The 15857-nt window shown below is 47.9% G+C and carries 16 protein-coding genes; 11 read left to right on the forward strand and 5 right to left on the reverse strand.

Annotation, left to right across the window (positions count from 1 at the left end; all coding sequences use genetic code 11):
• Positions 1 to 8 precede the first annotated feature (8 nt).
• Genes ABD796_RS33415 through ABD796_RS33425 form a run of 3 tightly spaced genes read left to right on the forward strand, consistent with a single transcriptional unit; the run spans position 9 to position 1537 of the window.
• A complete protein-coding gene (locus tag ABD796_RS33415) occupies positions 9 to 1172 on the forward strand; it encodes a glycosyltransferase WbsX family protein (protein ID WP_344916722.1) in 1164 nt (387 codons plus the stop codon).
• Positions 1173 to 1200: 28 nt separating this feature from the next.
• Positions 1201 to 1410 (forward strand): hypothetical protein, encoded by a 210-nt coding sequence (locus ABD796_RS33420; protein WP_344916724.1) that lies wholly within the window; start codon positions 1201 to 1203, stop codon positions 1408 to 1410.
• A 4-nt stretch (positions 1411 to 1414) separates the two neighbouring features.
• Positions 1415 to 1537, forward strand: a complete 123-nt coding sequence (locus ABD796_RS33425; RefSeq protein ID WP_344916726.1) for a hypothetical protein — start codon at positions 1415 to 1417, stop codon at positions 1535 to 1537.
• Between the two features lie 117 nt (positions 1538 to 1654).
• Here the strand turns inward: ABD796_RS33425 and ABD796_RS33430 are convergent, their stop codons facing one another.
• Positions 1655 to 2449, reverse strand: a complete 795-nt coding sequence (locus tag ABD796_RS33430) for a DUF6492 family protein (protein WP_344916728.1) — start codon at positions 2447 to 2449, stop codon at positions 1655 to 1657.
• Between the two features lie 336 nt (positions 2450 to 2785).
• Between ABD796_RS33430 and ABD796_RS33435 the strand changes: the two genes are divergently transcribed.
• Positions 2786 to 3982 (forward strand): MFS transporter, encoded by a 1197-nt coding sequence (locus ABD796_RS33435; RefSeq protein ID WP_344916730.1) that lies wholly within the window; start codon positions 2786 to 2788, stop codon positions 3980 to 3982.
• A 104-nt stretch (positions 3983 to 4086) separates the two neighbouring features.
• Here ABD796_RS33435 and ABD796_RS33440 read toward each other — a convergent pair whose 3' ends face one another.
• Genes ABD796_RS33440 through ABD796_RS33450 form a run of 3 tightly spaced genes read right to left on the reverse strand, consistent with a single transcriptional unit; the run spans position 4087 to position 7905 of the window.
• The gene (locus ABD796_RS33440) at positions 4087 to 5190 is read right to left on the reverse strand and encodes a GerAB/ArcD/ProY family transporter (RefSeq protein ID WP_344916732.1); all 1104 of its coding nucleotides are present in this window, start codon (positions 5188 to 5190) and stop codon (positions 4087 to 4089) included.
• On the reverse strand, positions 5187 to 6389 hold the full coding sequence (locus tag ABD796_RS33445) for a Ger(x)C family spore germination protein (protein WP_344916734.1): 1203 nt from the start codon (positions 6387 to 6389) through the stop codon (positions 5187 to 5189). Before ABD796_RS33445 ends, ABD796_RS33440 begins: the two co-directional genes overlap by 4 nt.
• A 58-nt stretch (positions 6390 to 6447) precedes the next feature.
• Positions 6448 to 7905 carry a spore germination protein gene (locus ABD796_RS33450; protein ID WP_344916736.1) on the reverse strand — a complete coding sequence of 486 codons (1458 nt, stop codon included), beginning with the start codon at positions 7903 to 7905 and terminating at the stop codon, positions 6448 to 6450.
• A gap of 200 nt (positions 7906 to 8105) precedes the next feature.
• Here ABD796_RS33450 and ABD796_RS33455 point away from each other — a divergent pair, with 200 nt between their 5' ends.
• Positions 8106 to 8978, forward strand: coding sequence for a LysR family transcriptional regulator (locus tag ABD796_RS33455; RefSeq protein WP_344916738.1), 873 nt, complete (start codon positions 8106 to 8108; stop codon positions 8976 to 8978).
• A 117-nt stretch (positions 8979 to 9095) separates the two neighbouring features.
• On the opposite strand, the gene ABD796_RS33460 is transcribed toward ABD796_RS33455, so the two are convergent.
• Positions 9096 to 9755 carry a type 1 glutamine amidotransferase domain-containing protein gene (locus ABD796_RS33460; RefSeq protein WP_344916740.1) on the reverse strand — a complete coding sequence of 220 codons (660 nt, stop codon included), beginning with the start codon at positions 9753 to 9755 and terminating at the stop codon, positions 9096 to 9098.
• Positions 9756 to 9939: 184 nt separating this feature from the next.
• On the opposite strand from ABD796_RS33460, the gene ABD796_RS33465 reads away from it, so the two are divergent.
• From ABD796_RS33465 to ABD796_RS33490, 6 genes are all read left to right on the forward strand, one after another.
• A complete protein-coding gene (locus ABD796_RS33465; protein WP_344916742.1) occupies positions 9940 to 10872 on the forward strand; it encodes an MORN repeat-containing protein in 933 nt (310 codons plus the stop codon).
• Positions 10873 to 10874: 2 nt separating this feature from the next.
• Positions 10875 to 11582: a response regulator transcription factor gene (locus ABD796_RS33470; protein WP_344916744.1), complete on the forward strand. Its 708-nt coding sequence runs from the start codon at positions 10875 to 10877 to the stop codon at positions 11580 to 11582.
• Positions 11582 to 12511 (forward strand): sensor histidine kinase, encoded by a 930-nt coding sequence (locus ABD796_RS33475; RefSeq protein WP_344916746.1) that lies wholly within the window; start codon positions 11582 to 11584, stop codon positions 12509 to 12511. The genes ABD796_RS33470 and ABD796_RS33475 overlap by 1 nt, the downstream gene beginning before the upstream one ends.
• A 119-nt stretch (positions 12512 to 12630) precedes the next feature.
• Entirely contained in the window at positions 12631 to 13551 is a 921-nt protein-coding gene (locus ABD796_RS33480; protein ID WP_344916748.1) for an ABC transporter ATP-binding protein, read from the forward strand.
• Positions 13544 to 14302 (forward strand): ABC transporter permease, encoded by a 759-nt coding sequence (locus tag ABD796_RS33485; protein WP_344916750.1) that lies wholly within the window; start codon positions 13544 to 13546, stop codon positions 14300 to 14302. Before ABD796_RS33480 ends, ABD796_RS33485 begins: the two co-directional genes overlap by 8 nt.
• Before the next feature lie 272 nt (positions 14303 to 14574).
• Complete coding sequence (locus tag ABD796_RS33490; RefSeq protein ID WP_344916752.1) at positions 14575 to 15750, forward strand: DUF4272 domain-containing protein; 1176 nt, start codon at positions 14575 to 14577, stop codon at positions 15748 to 15750.
• Positions 15751 to 15857 lie beyond the last annotated feature (107 nt).

Genomic DNA, 15857 nt, shown 5'->3' on the forward strand with positions numbered 1-15857 from the left:
CGCAATCCATGAAACCACGCAGCAGCATCCAAGTAGCGGCTTACTACTTCCCGAATTATCATCCCGACCCGAGAAACGCAAAGTGGCATGGAGCCGGTTGGACCGAATGGGAGCTCGTCCGAAAGGCGACTCCCCGTTTCCCCGGACACGTTCAGCCGAAAGAGCCGCTCTGGGGGTATGAGGACGAATCCGACCCGCTCGTAATGGGCAACAAGATCGATGCCGCCGCAAGCCATGGAATCGATGCGTTCCTATTCGACTGGTATTGGTATGAGGACGGTCCATTCTTGCAGCGGGCCCTGGAACAAGGCTTTCTGAAGGCGGCCAATAACGATAAGCTGAAGTTCGCCCTGATGTGGGCGAATCACGATTGGCAGGACATTCACCCGGCTACACGGAGCCGGCCGTATAAGACGCTTGCGTCGGGAGCGGTTTCGAAGAATGCGTTTCTCGCGGCATGCGAGCACATCGTCCACACCTATTTCAGCCACCCGTCTTACCTTCGGGTGGACGGGAAGCTGTACTTTTCCGTCTACGAGCTGATGAGTTTGGTTGCCGGTCTTGGATCGATCGACGAGACGAGGGAGGCACTCGGGCAATTCCGGGACATGGTGCGCCAGGCGGGACTCGGCGAGCTTCATTTGAACGCGGTCGTTTGGGGTGTGCAGCTATTGCCCGGCGAGAAGGAAGTGACGAACCCGGCCCATATGCTCCGCACGCTCGGCTTTGATTCGGTTGCCTCCTACGTATGGATTCATCATCATAAGCTGGAGACATTTCCGGAAACGCGTTATGCGACCATTCGCGAAAAATCGAAGCAAACGATGGAAACGTTATCCGGTCAATACGATCTCCCTTATTATCCGAACGTAACGATGGGGTGGGATAGTTCCCCGAGGACCATTCAGTCGGACCGATTCGATAACTTGGGGTATCCGTATATGCCTCTGCTAGGCGACAATACTCCTGAGCAATTCGAGCTGGCGCTTCGGGAAGCGAAGGCGTTTCTGGAGCGGAGAAACGATGCCGGCACGGTGCTATGCACGATCAACGCCTGGAACGAATGGACGGAAGGCAGCTATCTGGAGCCGGATACCGTGCATGGCACGGCTTACTTGCAAGCGGTAAGGAACGTATTCGGAACGGAACGGAGCGGTTGCGGCATTTATTAGCATTGAGGACTATGGAGCCGATATTCTGTTGTCCGGCAGCAGGGCGGATTCCATCCGTATAGACCGGTCGAGATTTCTGAGCGGAGGGCAGAAGAAGGACGGCTCTTTGCTGGCCAACATCCATCTCGGAACGACCGGCGACCATGTGTCGATCACCGGCAGCGAGTTCGAGCCGCACGGCAATCCCGCCGTAAGCCGGAACGTGTTCGGGGGCGCGGAGCTGTCAAAGGTAGCGTAAGCGGATGCCATTTCGGAGGGAGCACGCTGCCATCGATTGCCGTTGGTCCGGCAACACATGGGCCAAAGGAGCTACGCTGACCGCCCCCGGCACGCCCGATACGTGGGCCAGCGAAGGGGATTTGTAGCAGCGAGCAGCATATTCGAAATAGAACAATCCCGTCACCGCGATTGCCGTGGTGACGGGATTTTTATAATGTTAAGAAGCCCGGTCAGGTTTGTTTGGAGAGGCTTTTCCGCTTTGCTTAATTCCCGCCGTTCCGGATATAGCCTTTTCGCTTATGAAAAGAAAGCGAACGGTAGCTGAGCCCCAGCTTCCGAACCTTCGAATCGGACAAAGCGGCCGGACTGGTAAACAGGCTTTTATTCAGCGCGCTCTTCAAGCGGACTTTACCGGGACTGCCCGAGTATACATAATTGCCGTAAGTCTCGAATTCCGAAAATCCGAATTGTTTTTTTCGGTTTATGCTTTGGATGATCGCGTGGTACCACTTCGTTCCATGCCGGGCTTCGATCTTCTGTTTGAGCGACTGGAGCTTCGTCTTGTCGAACAACATGTAGTGCGTCACGAAGGAACGGGGGCGAGGAGCTTTTTTGCCAAGCAGCTTGCGGTATGTGGCGAAATACTCCGGCTGACTCCAGTTTCGGCAATAAAACACGTGTTTGCCGTCCTCGACGAACCGGTGAGGGCGGATGAGCACCGTGTCGGCATCCATGACCAGATAACGGCGCTGCCCTACGATGGAGCTGCTCCCCAGCTTCAGCAGCTGCTGGTACAACCAACCGGATCTTTCCCATCTCTTGGAGCGGTAGACGATATGCTGTTTGCGCAGAGGGAGGATGCTGCCTTCGTGGACGAACGTACAGCCTTTGCGTTTGCAGACCGCTTTAATTTTCTCGTCACCGGGTGCCACTACGAAGATGCGGCCGATCGGGTGCATCACATGCTTCCTTACACCGTCGATCACGTGGGGAAGTGTACCCAAGTCTTTGGCGATAGCCGGAATGACTACGTCGATTTTGACTCCATCGGTTGGCACCTGTAAATCCGCTCCTTTTTATTAGACGAATGATTCCCTATGATATGCAGATGGGATAAACTTTGATACGGCTAGCTTTATTAACAGCGCCGTTCCTAGACTGTGCCCGAATCGGAAGGCGGGGGAGCGAGCGGAAGGAACGCTACATCCCAAGCTGCGACTCAATTCCTGGATTATGGAGATGATATGGATGTGTCTGTTGTGAAGTGGTGATCTCGTTTATATAAAATCATAAATTTATTTATATATTTCTTTAAAATAACTAATTTGTTTTATAGATAATGCGAGCTTAGAATAACCTAGAGATCACAATAATAAACCAGGGGGTTGCTTATCTTGTCATCAACGGTTTCTACAAAGAAAAGTGGAAATGCTGCATTATATGCACTGACAATTGGAGCATTTGCTATTGGATTAACTGAGTTTATCATAATGGGCTTGCTCCCGGAGGTTGCTTCCGACTTACAAATATCTATTTCTTCGGCCGGATTGCTTGTTACGGGTTACGCGTTAGCTGTTGCGATAAGCGCTCCATTTATTACAGTAGCAACGAGTAAAATGAAACGGAAAGAGCTGTTAATTATATTAATGGTTCTTTTTATAGTGGGAAATGCAATTTCAGCTCTTTCTCAAAATTACTCGGTACTCATGATTTCACGTATTTTAGCAGCTTTAACTCATGGCTCATTCTTTGGTGTTGGTTCTGTTATTGCTGCCGATATTGTACCGAAAGAAAAGCGTGCGGGTGCAATAGCCATTATGTTTGTAGGACTAACCTTAGCGAATGTACTGGGCGTCCCGATTGGAACCTTCATAGGTCAAGCCTTTGGATGGAGATCGACTTTTTGGACCATTACAGGTATAGGTATTATTGCATTAATCGGTATTTTGTTATTAGTACCGAAAGTTAAATCCTCCCAGACCAGTTTAAAACAAGAACTAAGCGTTTTAAGAAAACCTAGGGTTCATGTAGCACTCTTGATGACCGTATTTGGATTTGGCGGCGTGTTTACAGCATTCACTTATGTTGCACCGATATTGGTGGATGTAACTGGCTTTTCATCAAATGCGGTTCCTTATATTTTGGTACTATTCGGTATTGGAACTGCAGTCGGAAATATCGTTGGAGGGAAGCTTGCGGATAAGTATTTGATGGGATCACTTACCGGTATCCTCATAATATTAGCACTGGTATTAGCGTTATTTACGTGGACTGACCAGTTTAAAGTCCTTTCGTTAGTAACCATACTGGTTCTGGGGATAGCTGGATTTGCAACTGTACCTGGACTGCAATTGAATATTTTGAATACGGCCAAAGAAGCTCCTACACTGGCTTCAACATTAAATATTGCGGCGTTCAACTTAGGGAATGCATTAGGTGCATATATTGGCGGACTTGTGATTGAAGAAAAAATTGGGGGAGGTCTTGTAGCAGTTCCTTGGGTGGCCGCGATTGTTACCGCTTTTGGAATATTGTTTACCTGGATTTCTTGGAGGGGTCAAAACCGACGACTCGCACGTTCAACACAATAAATTTAAGTACACCACAAAATAAATAAGCCATTCAGATCGATTCGATCGGATGGCTTATTTATATGGGCTCCCTTTTCCCAGAGCGTTCCGTTGGCATCGGGTCCCTATCGATTTATTGAAAAACGTTGACGAGCAGTTCCAACTATCCACAACAACAAAGGGATACCAATCAACACGGTTGGCAGCATATATCGGACACCCAGTTGGAGCTGGATTTGGAAAGCGAACAGCCCGGTATAGGGAAGCATCCACGCGAGAAGAAACACGACCGGTGCAATCACCCAGATTGAACGCGTCCAAGGTTTCAACCCTAACCATTGGGAAATCCCGTAGCTTGCCGTGAATAAATAGACGCTCAATTTGATAAACACGCTGAAGAACCATATAACGGACGAGAAGATTTCGATGTTTTGGATGAATTCCAATAAGGAGACATACCGCATCATCTCAAAAGTCGGAAACAGCATTTTGGAAGCCAACGAAGGACCGAAGATCGACAGAGCCGTCAAGGTCAGCGCAAAGCATAGGACAGAACCGGTCGCAACGGACCACAATGTGATTTTTGTTCCTTGTCTCGGATTGTCCATGAAGCTCGTCAATACCAGAAGGAATAGGGTGTCTCCTAGTACCGAGGCAGGCGCAAGGCTTCCCTGAATAATGGCCTTGATCCCCGAATCTGTATAAAGGGGGAGGAGTTGATCGAATTCGAAATTTTTGTAGCTCAAACAAATAGTCATAATAATGATAGCCATGATGACGGGACCAAGCAATTGGCTGCAGCGCCCAATCGCTTCGATTCCTCCCGCCCCAACCAAGACTACCACAATAACCATCATCATAAGCATCAGTACAATTGTAGGGGTTCGGTCATACATGATCATCTGGAAAAAATCAGAGAACTGGCGAAGAATGGTACTCGAGACAAAGATCCACGCAACAAAAAAGGGTACGACCACCACTTTTCCGAACCACTTGCCGAGAATCGTTCTGCTGAATTCCACGAGTGTCTGTGCGGGATATAGACGGGTCACCGTCACTATTAGAAAAGTAATTCCGCAAGCGATAAGGCCCCCAATCAGAAAAGACATCCAGGCGTCTTGCTTTGTCATTTGGATGACACGGGATTGGGTTGCGAACAAAGTCATTGCAATCTCATTCGAGAACGTCATCCAAAACAGTTGACTAGTAGAGATTTTGGGTGTGTTCATGGGGTCGTTTCCTCCTCCCGCCAATGCAAGCCGGGGCCCACTAGTCCTATTTGGGATATCGTCAAGTTCGCTCTCACGTCGAATTCGGCTTCTGCAAAATGGTCATTCCAGTTCGATTTCCATTTTTTCCATTCTGAAGGTTCTTTTCGATGCAGGATTTCACCGAATCCAAAAATATCCTCGCGGTATATGTTCTGCATTTTGGCAATGATCTGTTCCGCTGTATTTGCCGCTTCTGATTCCAGTGTTTGCTTGACTAGCTTGACGTTAACGGGATCGCGAAGATCCAACCGGGTTTGGTTCTCGCGAATGACTCCTTTACCGGACAGCAGGACGTGAAAGGTAAGTTTACCGTCTTTGACTTCCGGCTGTATTTTGCGTCCTATTCGCGAGAGATGCAGGCTGACATTCCCTTGAGGTTTTGGAACGAGCGCCGTAACCGTTGTGCGGCTCAACATACCCGTTATCCAATTCACATTCATGGCTTCTTCTGAACGGATAAACCCTTTTAGCCTCAAATTTTCATCATCAAAAATGGCCAAACCGTCTATCTGAAATGTTTGTTTACTCGTTGACCCCAGTTTTCCATCGTCTGTCTCGTCAATCGAAATGACGGGCAATACCGGGCTGATGCCATCGCTGCTAGCGGCTCTCAGAAATCTCATGAACGTCATCTGTTTCATGCCACTGGCATGCTCCAATTCCTTAAAAGCTCCAATAGAAGGGACCTTTTCCAACGGGTACTCTAATTGAAGGAGTTGCCCGGCTGTATTTCCTTTTACGACGAAGATATCCGTGCGCAATCTGACTTCCGGATTTCGGAAGTGCTCGTCCAACATATCGGCGGCGCCTTCCTTCGCGAATTGCTCCCCGAGAACAATCACCCTGCGATGGCCGGGAAACACCTGCCGGGAAAGTTTTCCCTGAAAATTGGCAGCGGCTTGACTAACATTTTTACCCTTTCCCGAAACGACAAAATAGCCCGTTTTGCCGGGGGAACTGTCGCTTCCTGCCCCTCCGCCGGCTCCCCCCTGGTGGCCGGGAATCAGAATTTGACCGCTTAGCACGATATCTCCGTTCTCGTTCCGGTCAATGCCGGAGCCCATCCAGATGGCACGGTCGTTCAGCTCAAGCTGATCCCAGCATGCGGTCGTGAATAGCTGCAAGATCGCTAGGACTATTCCGAATTTTCGATACAAGAGCTGTCACCTTTTCTTGGAAAAGTAGGCTGCAGAACATCAGGGGATACGATGGTCGTCAAGCTCTGTCGCGTTTTTCGGGGCGACGATACAAGCTCGATCTCGGTGCACGAAGGAGCAGATCTTTGAAATAGCCTGTTTTTTTGTGTGTGACGGGCGTGAGATAGGGTACGCCGAATGAACGCAAGCAAGACAAATGAATGAGGATCACAGTTAAACCGATCAGAATGCCGTAAATCCCTATAAATCCTGCCAACAATAACATGGGAAAACGGAGAATCCTAAACGCGGTACCCAGATTGTAGCGAGGTATACCGAAGGAAGCAATGCCCGTCGTAGCCACTACAATGACCATTGGAGCTGAGATGATGCCCGCTGCTACAGCGGATTGACCGATGACCAAAGCGCCAACAATACTGACCGCAGACCCAATCATCTTTGGTAGCCGAATGCCGGCTTCACGTAAGGCCTCGAACATCAATTCGATCATGAGCGCTTCCACGACGGCAGGGAAGGGCACGCCTTCTCTTGCTGTCGCAATGCTGATCAGGAGGACCGTAGGAATGATCTGCGGATGAAATGTGGTCAGCGCGACGTAAATGGACGGAAGCAATAGGGCGATCAGGAACATGAAGTACCTGACCCATCTCACTAGCGTTGTGAAAATGGCTCGCTCGTAGTAATCTTCCGAAGCTTGAAGGCCGGACCAAAAGGTCATAGGCACGATGAGTACAAAAGGCGTATTCGCTGTGACGATGGCCACTTTGCCTTCCAAAAGCGCACCGCAGACCACATCCGGACGTTCCGTATTCTGAATCTGGGGAAAGGGAGAATACGGTGTGTCTTCGATCAGTTCCTCAACATATCCCGACTCCAGTATTCCATCAACACGGATATGACCGATACGTCGAATGACTTCTTCAACGATGGAAGGTTTTGCAACCCCGTCTATGTATAAAATTTCTACTTTTGTACCGGTTTTCTCTCCAATTTGAAACGACTTATTGACCAAGTTGGGGGTGCAGAGCCGCCTTCGGATCAAGCTCGTATTCACTCGCAAAGATTCGGTAAAGCCGTCTCGCGGACCTCGCACGACAGATTCTGAAGCGGGCTCTTCGACACCGCGCTGTTGGTAGTGTTGGAAGTCAGCAAGCAGTGCTTCGGATTCTCCTTCGGCAAGAAGGGCTACATGGCCCGTCAGAACTTTCTCGACAACTTCATTTGCTTTCCCGGCCGAAGATACTCTCAATACCGGAAGCAACAACCGATTAAATGTCCGAGCAAGGGAAGATCCATCGCGGCAATCGTCCGGAAATCCTTGGTATAAAAGAGGTTTCAAAATAATTTGTTCCACCAGATTCGTATCACATAAGCCTTCCACGTATACGAACAGTAGGGATTGACCGTCCACTTGAAGTTTCCGAAACACCATGTCAGACGAATCATGGAGTAAATCCCGAACAATCGACTCATTCACTGCAAGATCCGATGAAAGAACCTTCTCCTCCGCACGCATTAAACTACCCTCCAGTTCCTCCTTAATATGCCCGCTGGAAAGTTGTGTATGCAAATGATTTGGACTTTGAGTGCAGATCAAACGCGCAGCCTGCTGGTCAACCGTTGAATTAACGGCTCGCATTGGGGTAGGATGAATAAAGAGAACGCGTTTAACGGGTTACTTATAGATCACATGGTAGGAGTAAGGGGTTGCTTCCTATGATAGATTTTGAGTGGTATCGAAGTTTTATTTATATTTATAAATACAATTCCGTTTCTGAAGCTGCGAAGACAAGGATCATGACGCAACCTGCCATGAGTCAGCATCTGGCTGCGTTAGAAGCGGAGGTGGGAGAACCATTGTTTACAAGAACTGCCCGAAAAATGATCCCGACAGAAAGGGGAAAGGAATTATACTCTCAATTGGCTCCTCTTATAGAATCTTTAGAAGAGGCAACAATTAGTTTTAAAACGGCGACTTCACCTACACTTTCCATATTAAGAATCGGTTCGGCTATTGAATACTACTATGAGAATATTCTCAATCATTTACAAGATTATAAAACCTGCACAGTAACTCATTTTGGAACTGCAGATGAACTTTTAGAGTTCCTGAAGGAAGGGAAGGTTGATATCGTCATTACTTCAAAAAAGTATACGTCACCAGGAATCGAATATGTGAAATTATGCGAAGAGGCATTTGTTATTGTGGCTCCGAGACATCTGCAATTGCCAGAGACCCAAACATTAATGGGAATTGAGAATTGGTTAATAGCGCAAAACTGGATAAGCTACGGGGTAGACTTACCCATTATCAGAAGGTTTTGGAGAGAGTACTTCAAAAAACGCCCTGTCATCAAACCCATTCATATTATTCCTAATTTGCATTTAATTCTAAAGGCAATTGAAAACGGTGTAGGAGTTAGTATGCTTCCAACATATTTAGTAACGAATTCGATGAACGAATCGAAGGCAAAAGTTATTTGGGGGGATTATACAGTTAAAAATGAGCTGTTTTTTGCCTATCAAGCAAAAAATAAATATTTGCCTGATGTTATTCATTTTATGAATTTGCTAAAGGGAGCCCAATAAATGGCACAGTACCAAGTCAGAGCTGATTCTGTGTATTTGGAAAGGCCCTACCTCTTGCTGAGCAAGAGATTGGGCCATTTCACGTATACAGTTTAGATCTGATTTATGAAAGTTCATTCACCCACTAATCTTCCGAATAACAGCCTCAGCCACAGCGACCGTAGATTGGGGGTTTTGACCCGTAATCAAGTTGCCATCCATTTCAACGTGACTCGACCAATTCGGAGCTGCGACATAAATCGCTCCTAGTTCGCGAATTTTGCTTTCCAGCAAAAACGGCAAATCTGCTCCAAGCGATGTCAATTCTTCTTCCAGATTCGTAAAGGCGTTAACTCTTTTTCCTGCGATCAACGGTTGACCGTTCGACAAGTTTACCCCGACCAACCCGGCAGGACCGTGGCAAACGGCGGCAATTGTTTTGTGGTTTTCATAGAATTGACGCAAAAGCTGTTGCAGCTTTGTGCTATTCGGCAAATCAAACATTGTGCCGTGTCCGCCCGGAAGGAAAATGGCGTCGAACTGGTTTTCGGATACCGAGTCTAACGCAACTGTGTATTCAAGATGTTTTTGTGCTTCCAACATGTGATTTGGCGTATGGGGATCGACACTGCCCGGATCAACCGGGGCTTTTCCTCCGAGGGGGCTGGCGACAACAATCTCATAACCTTGGCTTTCAAATGCTGCATAGGCTTCGGCAAATTCCGATAACCAAATCCCTGTCGCTCTGCCTACTTTGATTTCGGAATGATTCGTGACAACGATCAATATTTTAGCCATTTTGTCGGCCTCCTTAGGTTGTGGGGTTCGGTTTTAGTTTAATACGCATGGCAAGGAAATAAAAATAATAAAATCTAGATTAAACTATAAAAATTATTATATATAATTCTATTAAAGATAAATATTATGATCAATAACGAATGTGAGATCATTTGAGCAGATCGATCTTCAGGAGGTAATGCAATTGAATTTTAAAGCGTTTGAAGAAGAATTGCCGGACATTTACATCCTTGCCGATCAGGCGGATCGAGTAATAGGCGAGGACTATGTTATCGCTTTGGAGCATTTGAAAGAAATTGCAAGATTGCTCGTCAGAAAGATTCTGATAAATGAACGGGCGGAAATCGATAGTACAGACTCGTTATTGAATCTTGAAGCAATCCTAAATATCGAAATATTGCCAAATTACTTGGAGTACATGTTGAAACAACTGGAATATGCAGATTCGAGAGAAAGCGCTCTGTTTATTGACGCAAGTCAAATCGAAAAGCTGATGATGAACATTCATGACTTTATGTCCTGGTATATGAAAACCTACGTGAACGACCAATTTAATTCAGGACCTCTAGTGCTTAAACCTCAAACTACAATGGTAAATTCGTTGTCCGATCGCGAAGATCAAACGAAGGAAACTAAATCCATCCTTCATATCGATAATAAGATTACGGAAGGGAACTGGATCGATAAGGAGGAGGAAGCATTTTACATTGAATTGGACGCAGATGAGACTTATAAAGGACAATTTCGTAATGGAATGAAATCAGGGAAAGGGGTCTACCGTTGGTCAGACGGGACCAAATATGAAGGTCAATGGTACAAGGATCGTGAACACGGTTTTGGTATAAAGGAGTATGCAAACGGCGACCGTTATCGCGGAGAATGGAGAGACGGGCTGTTTGAGGGAAAAGGGGTTTACGAATGGAACGACGGAACAACATTTGAAGGCAATTGGCAGGACAATCTTCAGCATGGATACGGTGTCAAGACCAATTCCGACGGAACGACGCAAAGGGGCTTTTGGACATTGGGCGAGTTCGTTTTTACGGAGAGCAATGAACTTTCCGCAAGTGCAAAAACACGATATGATAGCTGTATCCGTTCTTGTGCCGAGGAGTGAGTATGATCGCATCACACATTCTTATTACCGAAGATGACTTGGAAGTTCACGACCTGTTGGTCGATTTTTTACGTAAAGAAGGTTATGAAACGACATCCGCGTATACGGGGGAGGAGGCGATCCGTTTAATCAGGCAAATTCCTTTCCAATTCCTGATTTTGGATCTGATGCTGCCTGAGATTGACGGTTACGAGGTGCTCCGCCGCGTGCGCGAAACGCATAACATGCCGGTGCTCATCTTATCCGCCAAAGGGCAAGAGGTGGATAAGATCATCGGTCTAGGACTCGGGGCGGACGATTATTTAACGAAACCTTTCGGCCTCGGTGAATTGTCCGCCAGAGTCAAGGCCATGCTTCGGCGCTACGTTTACTTCAACAATCATCCGAACGATCATTCTCCTTCCGTGCTGACCCATGGCGAGCTTGCGATCGACCTGCACACCTACGAAGTCTCTTCCCGAACCGGCAAAAAGACGCTGACAGCCAAAGAGTTCGATATTTTAAAGCTGTTTCTGAGCTATCCTTCCAGGGTGTTCACGAAGTCGCAAATATTCCAGGCCGTCTGGAAGGAGGATCCGATTTCCGACGAGAATACCGTCATGGTCCACATCCGACGACTTCGCACGAAAATCGAGCCGGATGCGTCAAATCCAATCTATATTCAAACCGTGTGGGGAATCGGGTACAAGCTTGGGGAGGCGACGAGCTGATGCCGGGGTACATCCTGATTCTCGTTTTCCTGCTGGCGGTAAGCAGCTTGCTTGTTTACCGGCAGTGCCACATGAAGCGACAATTGACGCGGATGACCGCGCGTATCGAAGAGATACGTGCGGGCGCCATTAATCAAAGAGTGCGCCTCCCCGGCGCGATACCTGCTTTGAACGAGCTCGGGGGCAGCATAAACCGGCTCATTGACGACTTACAGCAAAGCATGGGGAAACTTAACCTGCTGGAAGCCGAACGTAAAAAGATGATTACCCATCTCTCCCATGATTTGCGAACCCCGCTGACGGCAATCATGGGATATGTGGAAGTTATGCAGCGAGATCAGTCTTTGACGGAAACCGCACGGCAACAGTATTTCCGAATTATCGCAAACAAGGGGAACAAGCTGGACGCTTTGATTCGGGATTTCTTCGAGCTGTCCAAATTAGAAGCCGACGACGACGCGCCGGAGTCCGAGAGAATTCAGATTGTCGAGCGAATCCAGGAGGCTGTCCTCTCCTTCTACCACCAGTTTCAACTCAAGCAGCTCACGCCGCAGCTGGAATTTCCGCAGCAGGACGTTTACGTTTGGGGAAACAGGCAGAGCATCGAGAGAATCATGAACAACCTGCTGACCAATTCCCTTCGTTACGGAGCGGACGGCGGGACGATCGGCATCCGGGTCCGGGAGGCGGAAGACCGGGTATGGGTCGACGTATGGGATTGCGGGCAAGGAATTTCGGAAACCGATTTGCCCCATATCTTCGAGCGTCTATATACCGGCAAAGCTTCCCGCAACGCGGCTCAGCAAGGCAACGGACTGGGCCTGACGATCGTTAAGAAATTAGTCGAGAAGCAGTCCGGCGAAATCCATGCGAGCAGTATTCCGGACGAGCTGACCGTCTTCTCCTTTTACTTGCCCAAAGCAACTTAAGAAACTTGTAAGAAATAGTTCAATCCGATGTAAACCCCCTGTCGTATAATCAATCCAACCCATGCGAATGGTCACGAAGCATCTGTGCTTCCCAAAAGCTCTAAGGAGGTTGGAACCAAGTGGAGTACATCTTGAGAACAAGCGGCCTTACCAAAAAGTACAAGACGCATACAGCCGTCGACGGGATCAGCCTCTCTTTGAAAAAAGGGGAAATTTACGGCTTCCTCGGGCAGAATGGAGCCGGTAAGACGACAACGATCCGCATGATCATGGGCTTGATCAAGCCCACGTCCGGTGAAATCGAATTGTTCGGGAAGAACGCGGAAACGAGCAGAAAAGCCGCTTTTGAACGCATCGGATCCATGATCGAAATTCCCGGTTTTTACCCGAATTTGACCGCTGCCGAGAATCTGGACATCCATAGACGGATGATGGGAATGGGGAACAAGGAGAGCATTGAGGAATCGCTGGAACAAGCCGGCTTGCTGGATGCCCGCAACAAAAGAGTGAAAAATTTTTCGCTAGGCATGAAGCAGCGTCTTGGTATCGCCCGCGCCATGCTTCATCATCCGGAATTGCTTATTCTCGACGAGCCGACGAATGGGCTGGACCCAGCCGGAATCAAAGAAGTGCGTCAGCTAATTATTGACTTGGCTTCAATGCGGAATATTGCCGTGCTAGTATCGAGTCACATCTTAAGCGAAGTCCAGCAGATGGCGACGAAGCTGGGTATCGTTCATCGCGGAAGATTGGTCGAGGAGATCGAGCAGCAGGTGCTGCAAATGAAAAACAGGCATTGCGTCGAGTTTAAAGTGAGCAACGATCGCCAAGCGGTCATGCTGCTGGAGCAAAATTTGACCATTCTCGATTACTCCGTTCCCGAACCGGGTATCGTACGGGTGTTTGAGCAATTGTCGGAGTCGGCCGCCATCAATCGGATGCTGGTAGAGAACGGTATCGAGGTGGCGGAAATTACGATGCTGCGCGAAACCTTGGAAGATTATTTCCTCAGCCTGACGGGAGGCGATCTCCATGCTTAACGTTTTTTACGCCGAGCTATTGAAATTGAAGCGAACCAGACTCCTATGGCTAACGATCTTCGGCGGCTCGCTGCCGGCCATTTTGGCGATTTTCGGGCAGTCCAAGAACATGAATTGGAACGAACTGCTGATTAACAATTCTTTGTTTCTCAATATCATGATTGCGCCGATGCTGCTTTCACTGCTTGCAGGTTTTGTTGTCGTCCGGGAATTTGGCGATAATACGATCAACCAGCTTTTCGTATACCCTCATCACCGCGTCAAGATCCTGATCGGAAAGATGATCGTCATCCTGCTCCTATCGACAGCCATCTTTGCGTTGAATTATGTTTTGATCTGGGCTGCGGGCAGCGTTATGAGCGATCAGGTGATTCCGGAAGAACTCTTCTGGAGGTTTACCCGCGCACATGTGTGGATGTTGGCGCTGCAAGCGCTGCTCATTCCGGCTACAATGACGGTAGGGATCATGGGTAAAAGCTTCATTCCTCCGGTTGTACTCGGAATCGTTGCGATTCTTATCAATATGATGGGGTTGCAAGGAGTTGAAGACCATATTGGAGGGCGCGTTACGTTTGTCAGCTTTATCCCTTTCGGTTCCATGATCGTACACTTACTGGACATCATGAAATCGAATGTCGACGACGGGATATTTCGCATCCATGCTTTGTATCCTCAGGCAGCCGTCTTTCTGTTGTTTTTCCTCTTCAATATGTTCTACTACGCCAAATCCGAGGTACATAGCGGCTCTTGAGCGTTGCTGCTCCTATCCTGATTATTAACAAAGTCGCCTGTGGCGGCTTTTTTTAATGATCCGTTTTGCGGAGAGCCCTCCTGTTCCAGGCTTTCTTCAACCTCATGAAGAGAGGCGCCTAAAACGGGAAAAAGTTGACGTTATTGGGGTGTTTCGTTAAGATAGTAACGTTTGCTTGCCGATTCTATCTATAGAACGATGAAAAGGAAGGGGGGATATGCAGCCAGTTAGCATAGATAGACTACGACTACATTGGTTGAGGGGGAAAGAGGTTGAAGCATTTCACCATATTCGTTTCCAAGAACGACATGGACGATATTGAAAGCAAGATATCGGATGTCTTTGCAAAAGTCTATGCCATCAAGAAAAACGAAAATGAGTACAGTATCAAATCCAAAAAGCTGTTCAATAACCATAAAATAACGATAAGAGTCGCTTCCGAGGATACGAATCCCGATTATTTCGAGACAAATATCCCGGGGATGATGGGGTTTTACGATCGCATTCCATTTGAGGACGAGAATCGGAAAGGATTGGTCATGACGCAAATATCCGTCTTGAATACGATGATTGCCATCGAAACGGAGAAGGATATGACGGATGGACAGATGCAATTATTTACGAAGCTGCTGTCGCAAATAGGCGGAATCGGCTTTTTGCCGAATGGGATTTTGCTGGATCAAGAAGGAATTGTCATTATTTATCCCGACGGCCGATCGGGCCCGTCTGCCTTCAAGCCTCATGCTTGCACAAGAAAGGTGCTCGGTCCGGAGGTGACATCCGAGGAAGGCGAACGAAGAAGAAACAAGAGCATCGCCTTTTTAACGGAGACCGGCATTCCGTTTCTGAAGGGGCTTCCGCAGCTCCCGCCATCCGGACAATGTTCCTTTCAGACACAAGAAGCGATAGCCAGAAGAGCCGTCTCCTTATTGATCGTCATCCAATACGCCTGCGACGTGGCGCAAGGAAAACAGTTCGATGAATCCAAACACTTTTTCATAGGCATGCTGCAGCGGTTTGGCGTAGAAGAGTACCTGACTGAAAACGAGCGTCAATTTTTGCAGGAGGAAGAACCGAACAGGAAAGAAGCGATCTCTATTTCCTGGCAATACGAAGCGTATTGGACATTGATTTGGGCGCTCGGTTTTGTGGAGACGCTCAATTTTCCCGATCAAGTATGCGACTGCGAGTATGCGATTCAAGTCGTCTCCAGCTGCGAAACGTTCGAGCAGTTTTATATCCAAACCGCGATGCGCAACAAGGAAGAGATTATGGATGAGGCCGACAAAACGTATCGGCTTCACTGGGCATGCGTGAACAGCCGAATCCAAGGAGAAGACGCTCCCGCTGGCCTGGATGAAAGCATCGTCATGGAAAGACGCCGGGGATTGTTCTGGATGATAGGTCACCGGGATGAGGAATGGGATACGATTTCGATGGATACGTAGAAATAGGTGCTGGTGTAGAAAGCCCATGACAGGCAAAGGGTCAATGGAAGGGGATTTTGCTTGAAGCATGGCAAAATGCAATGAACGAGGATGATTCACGAATAACT

It is taken from the genome of Paenibacillus hodogayensis, from assembly GCF_039536325.1.
GTDB classification, from domain to species: domain Bacteria; phylum Bacillota; class Bacilli; order Paenibacillales; family NBRC-103111; genus Paenibacillus_AB; species Paenibacillus_AB hodogayensis.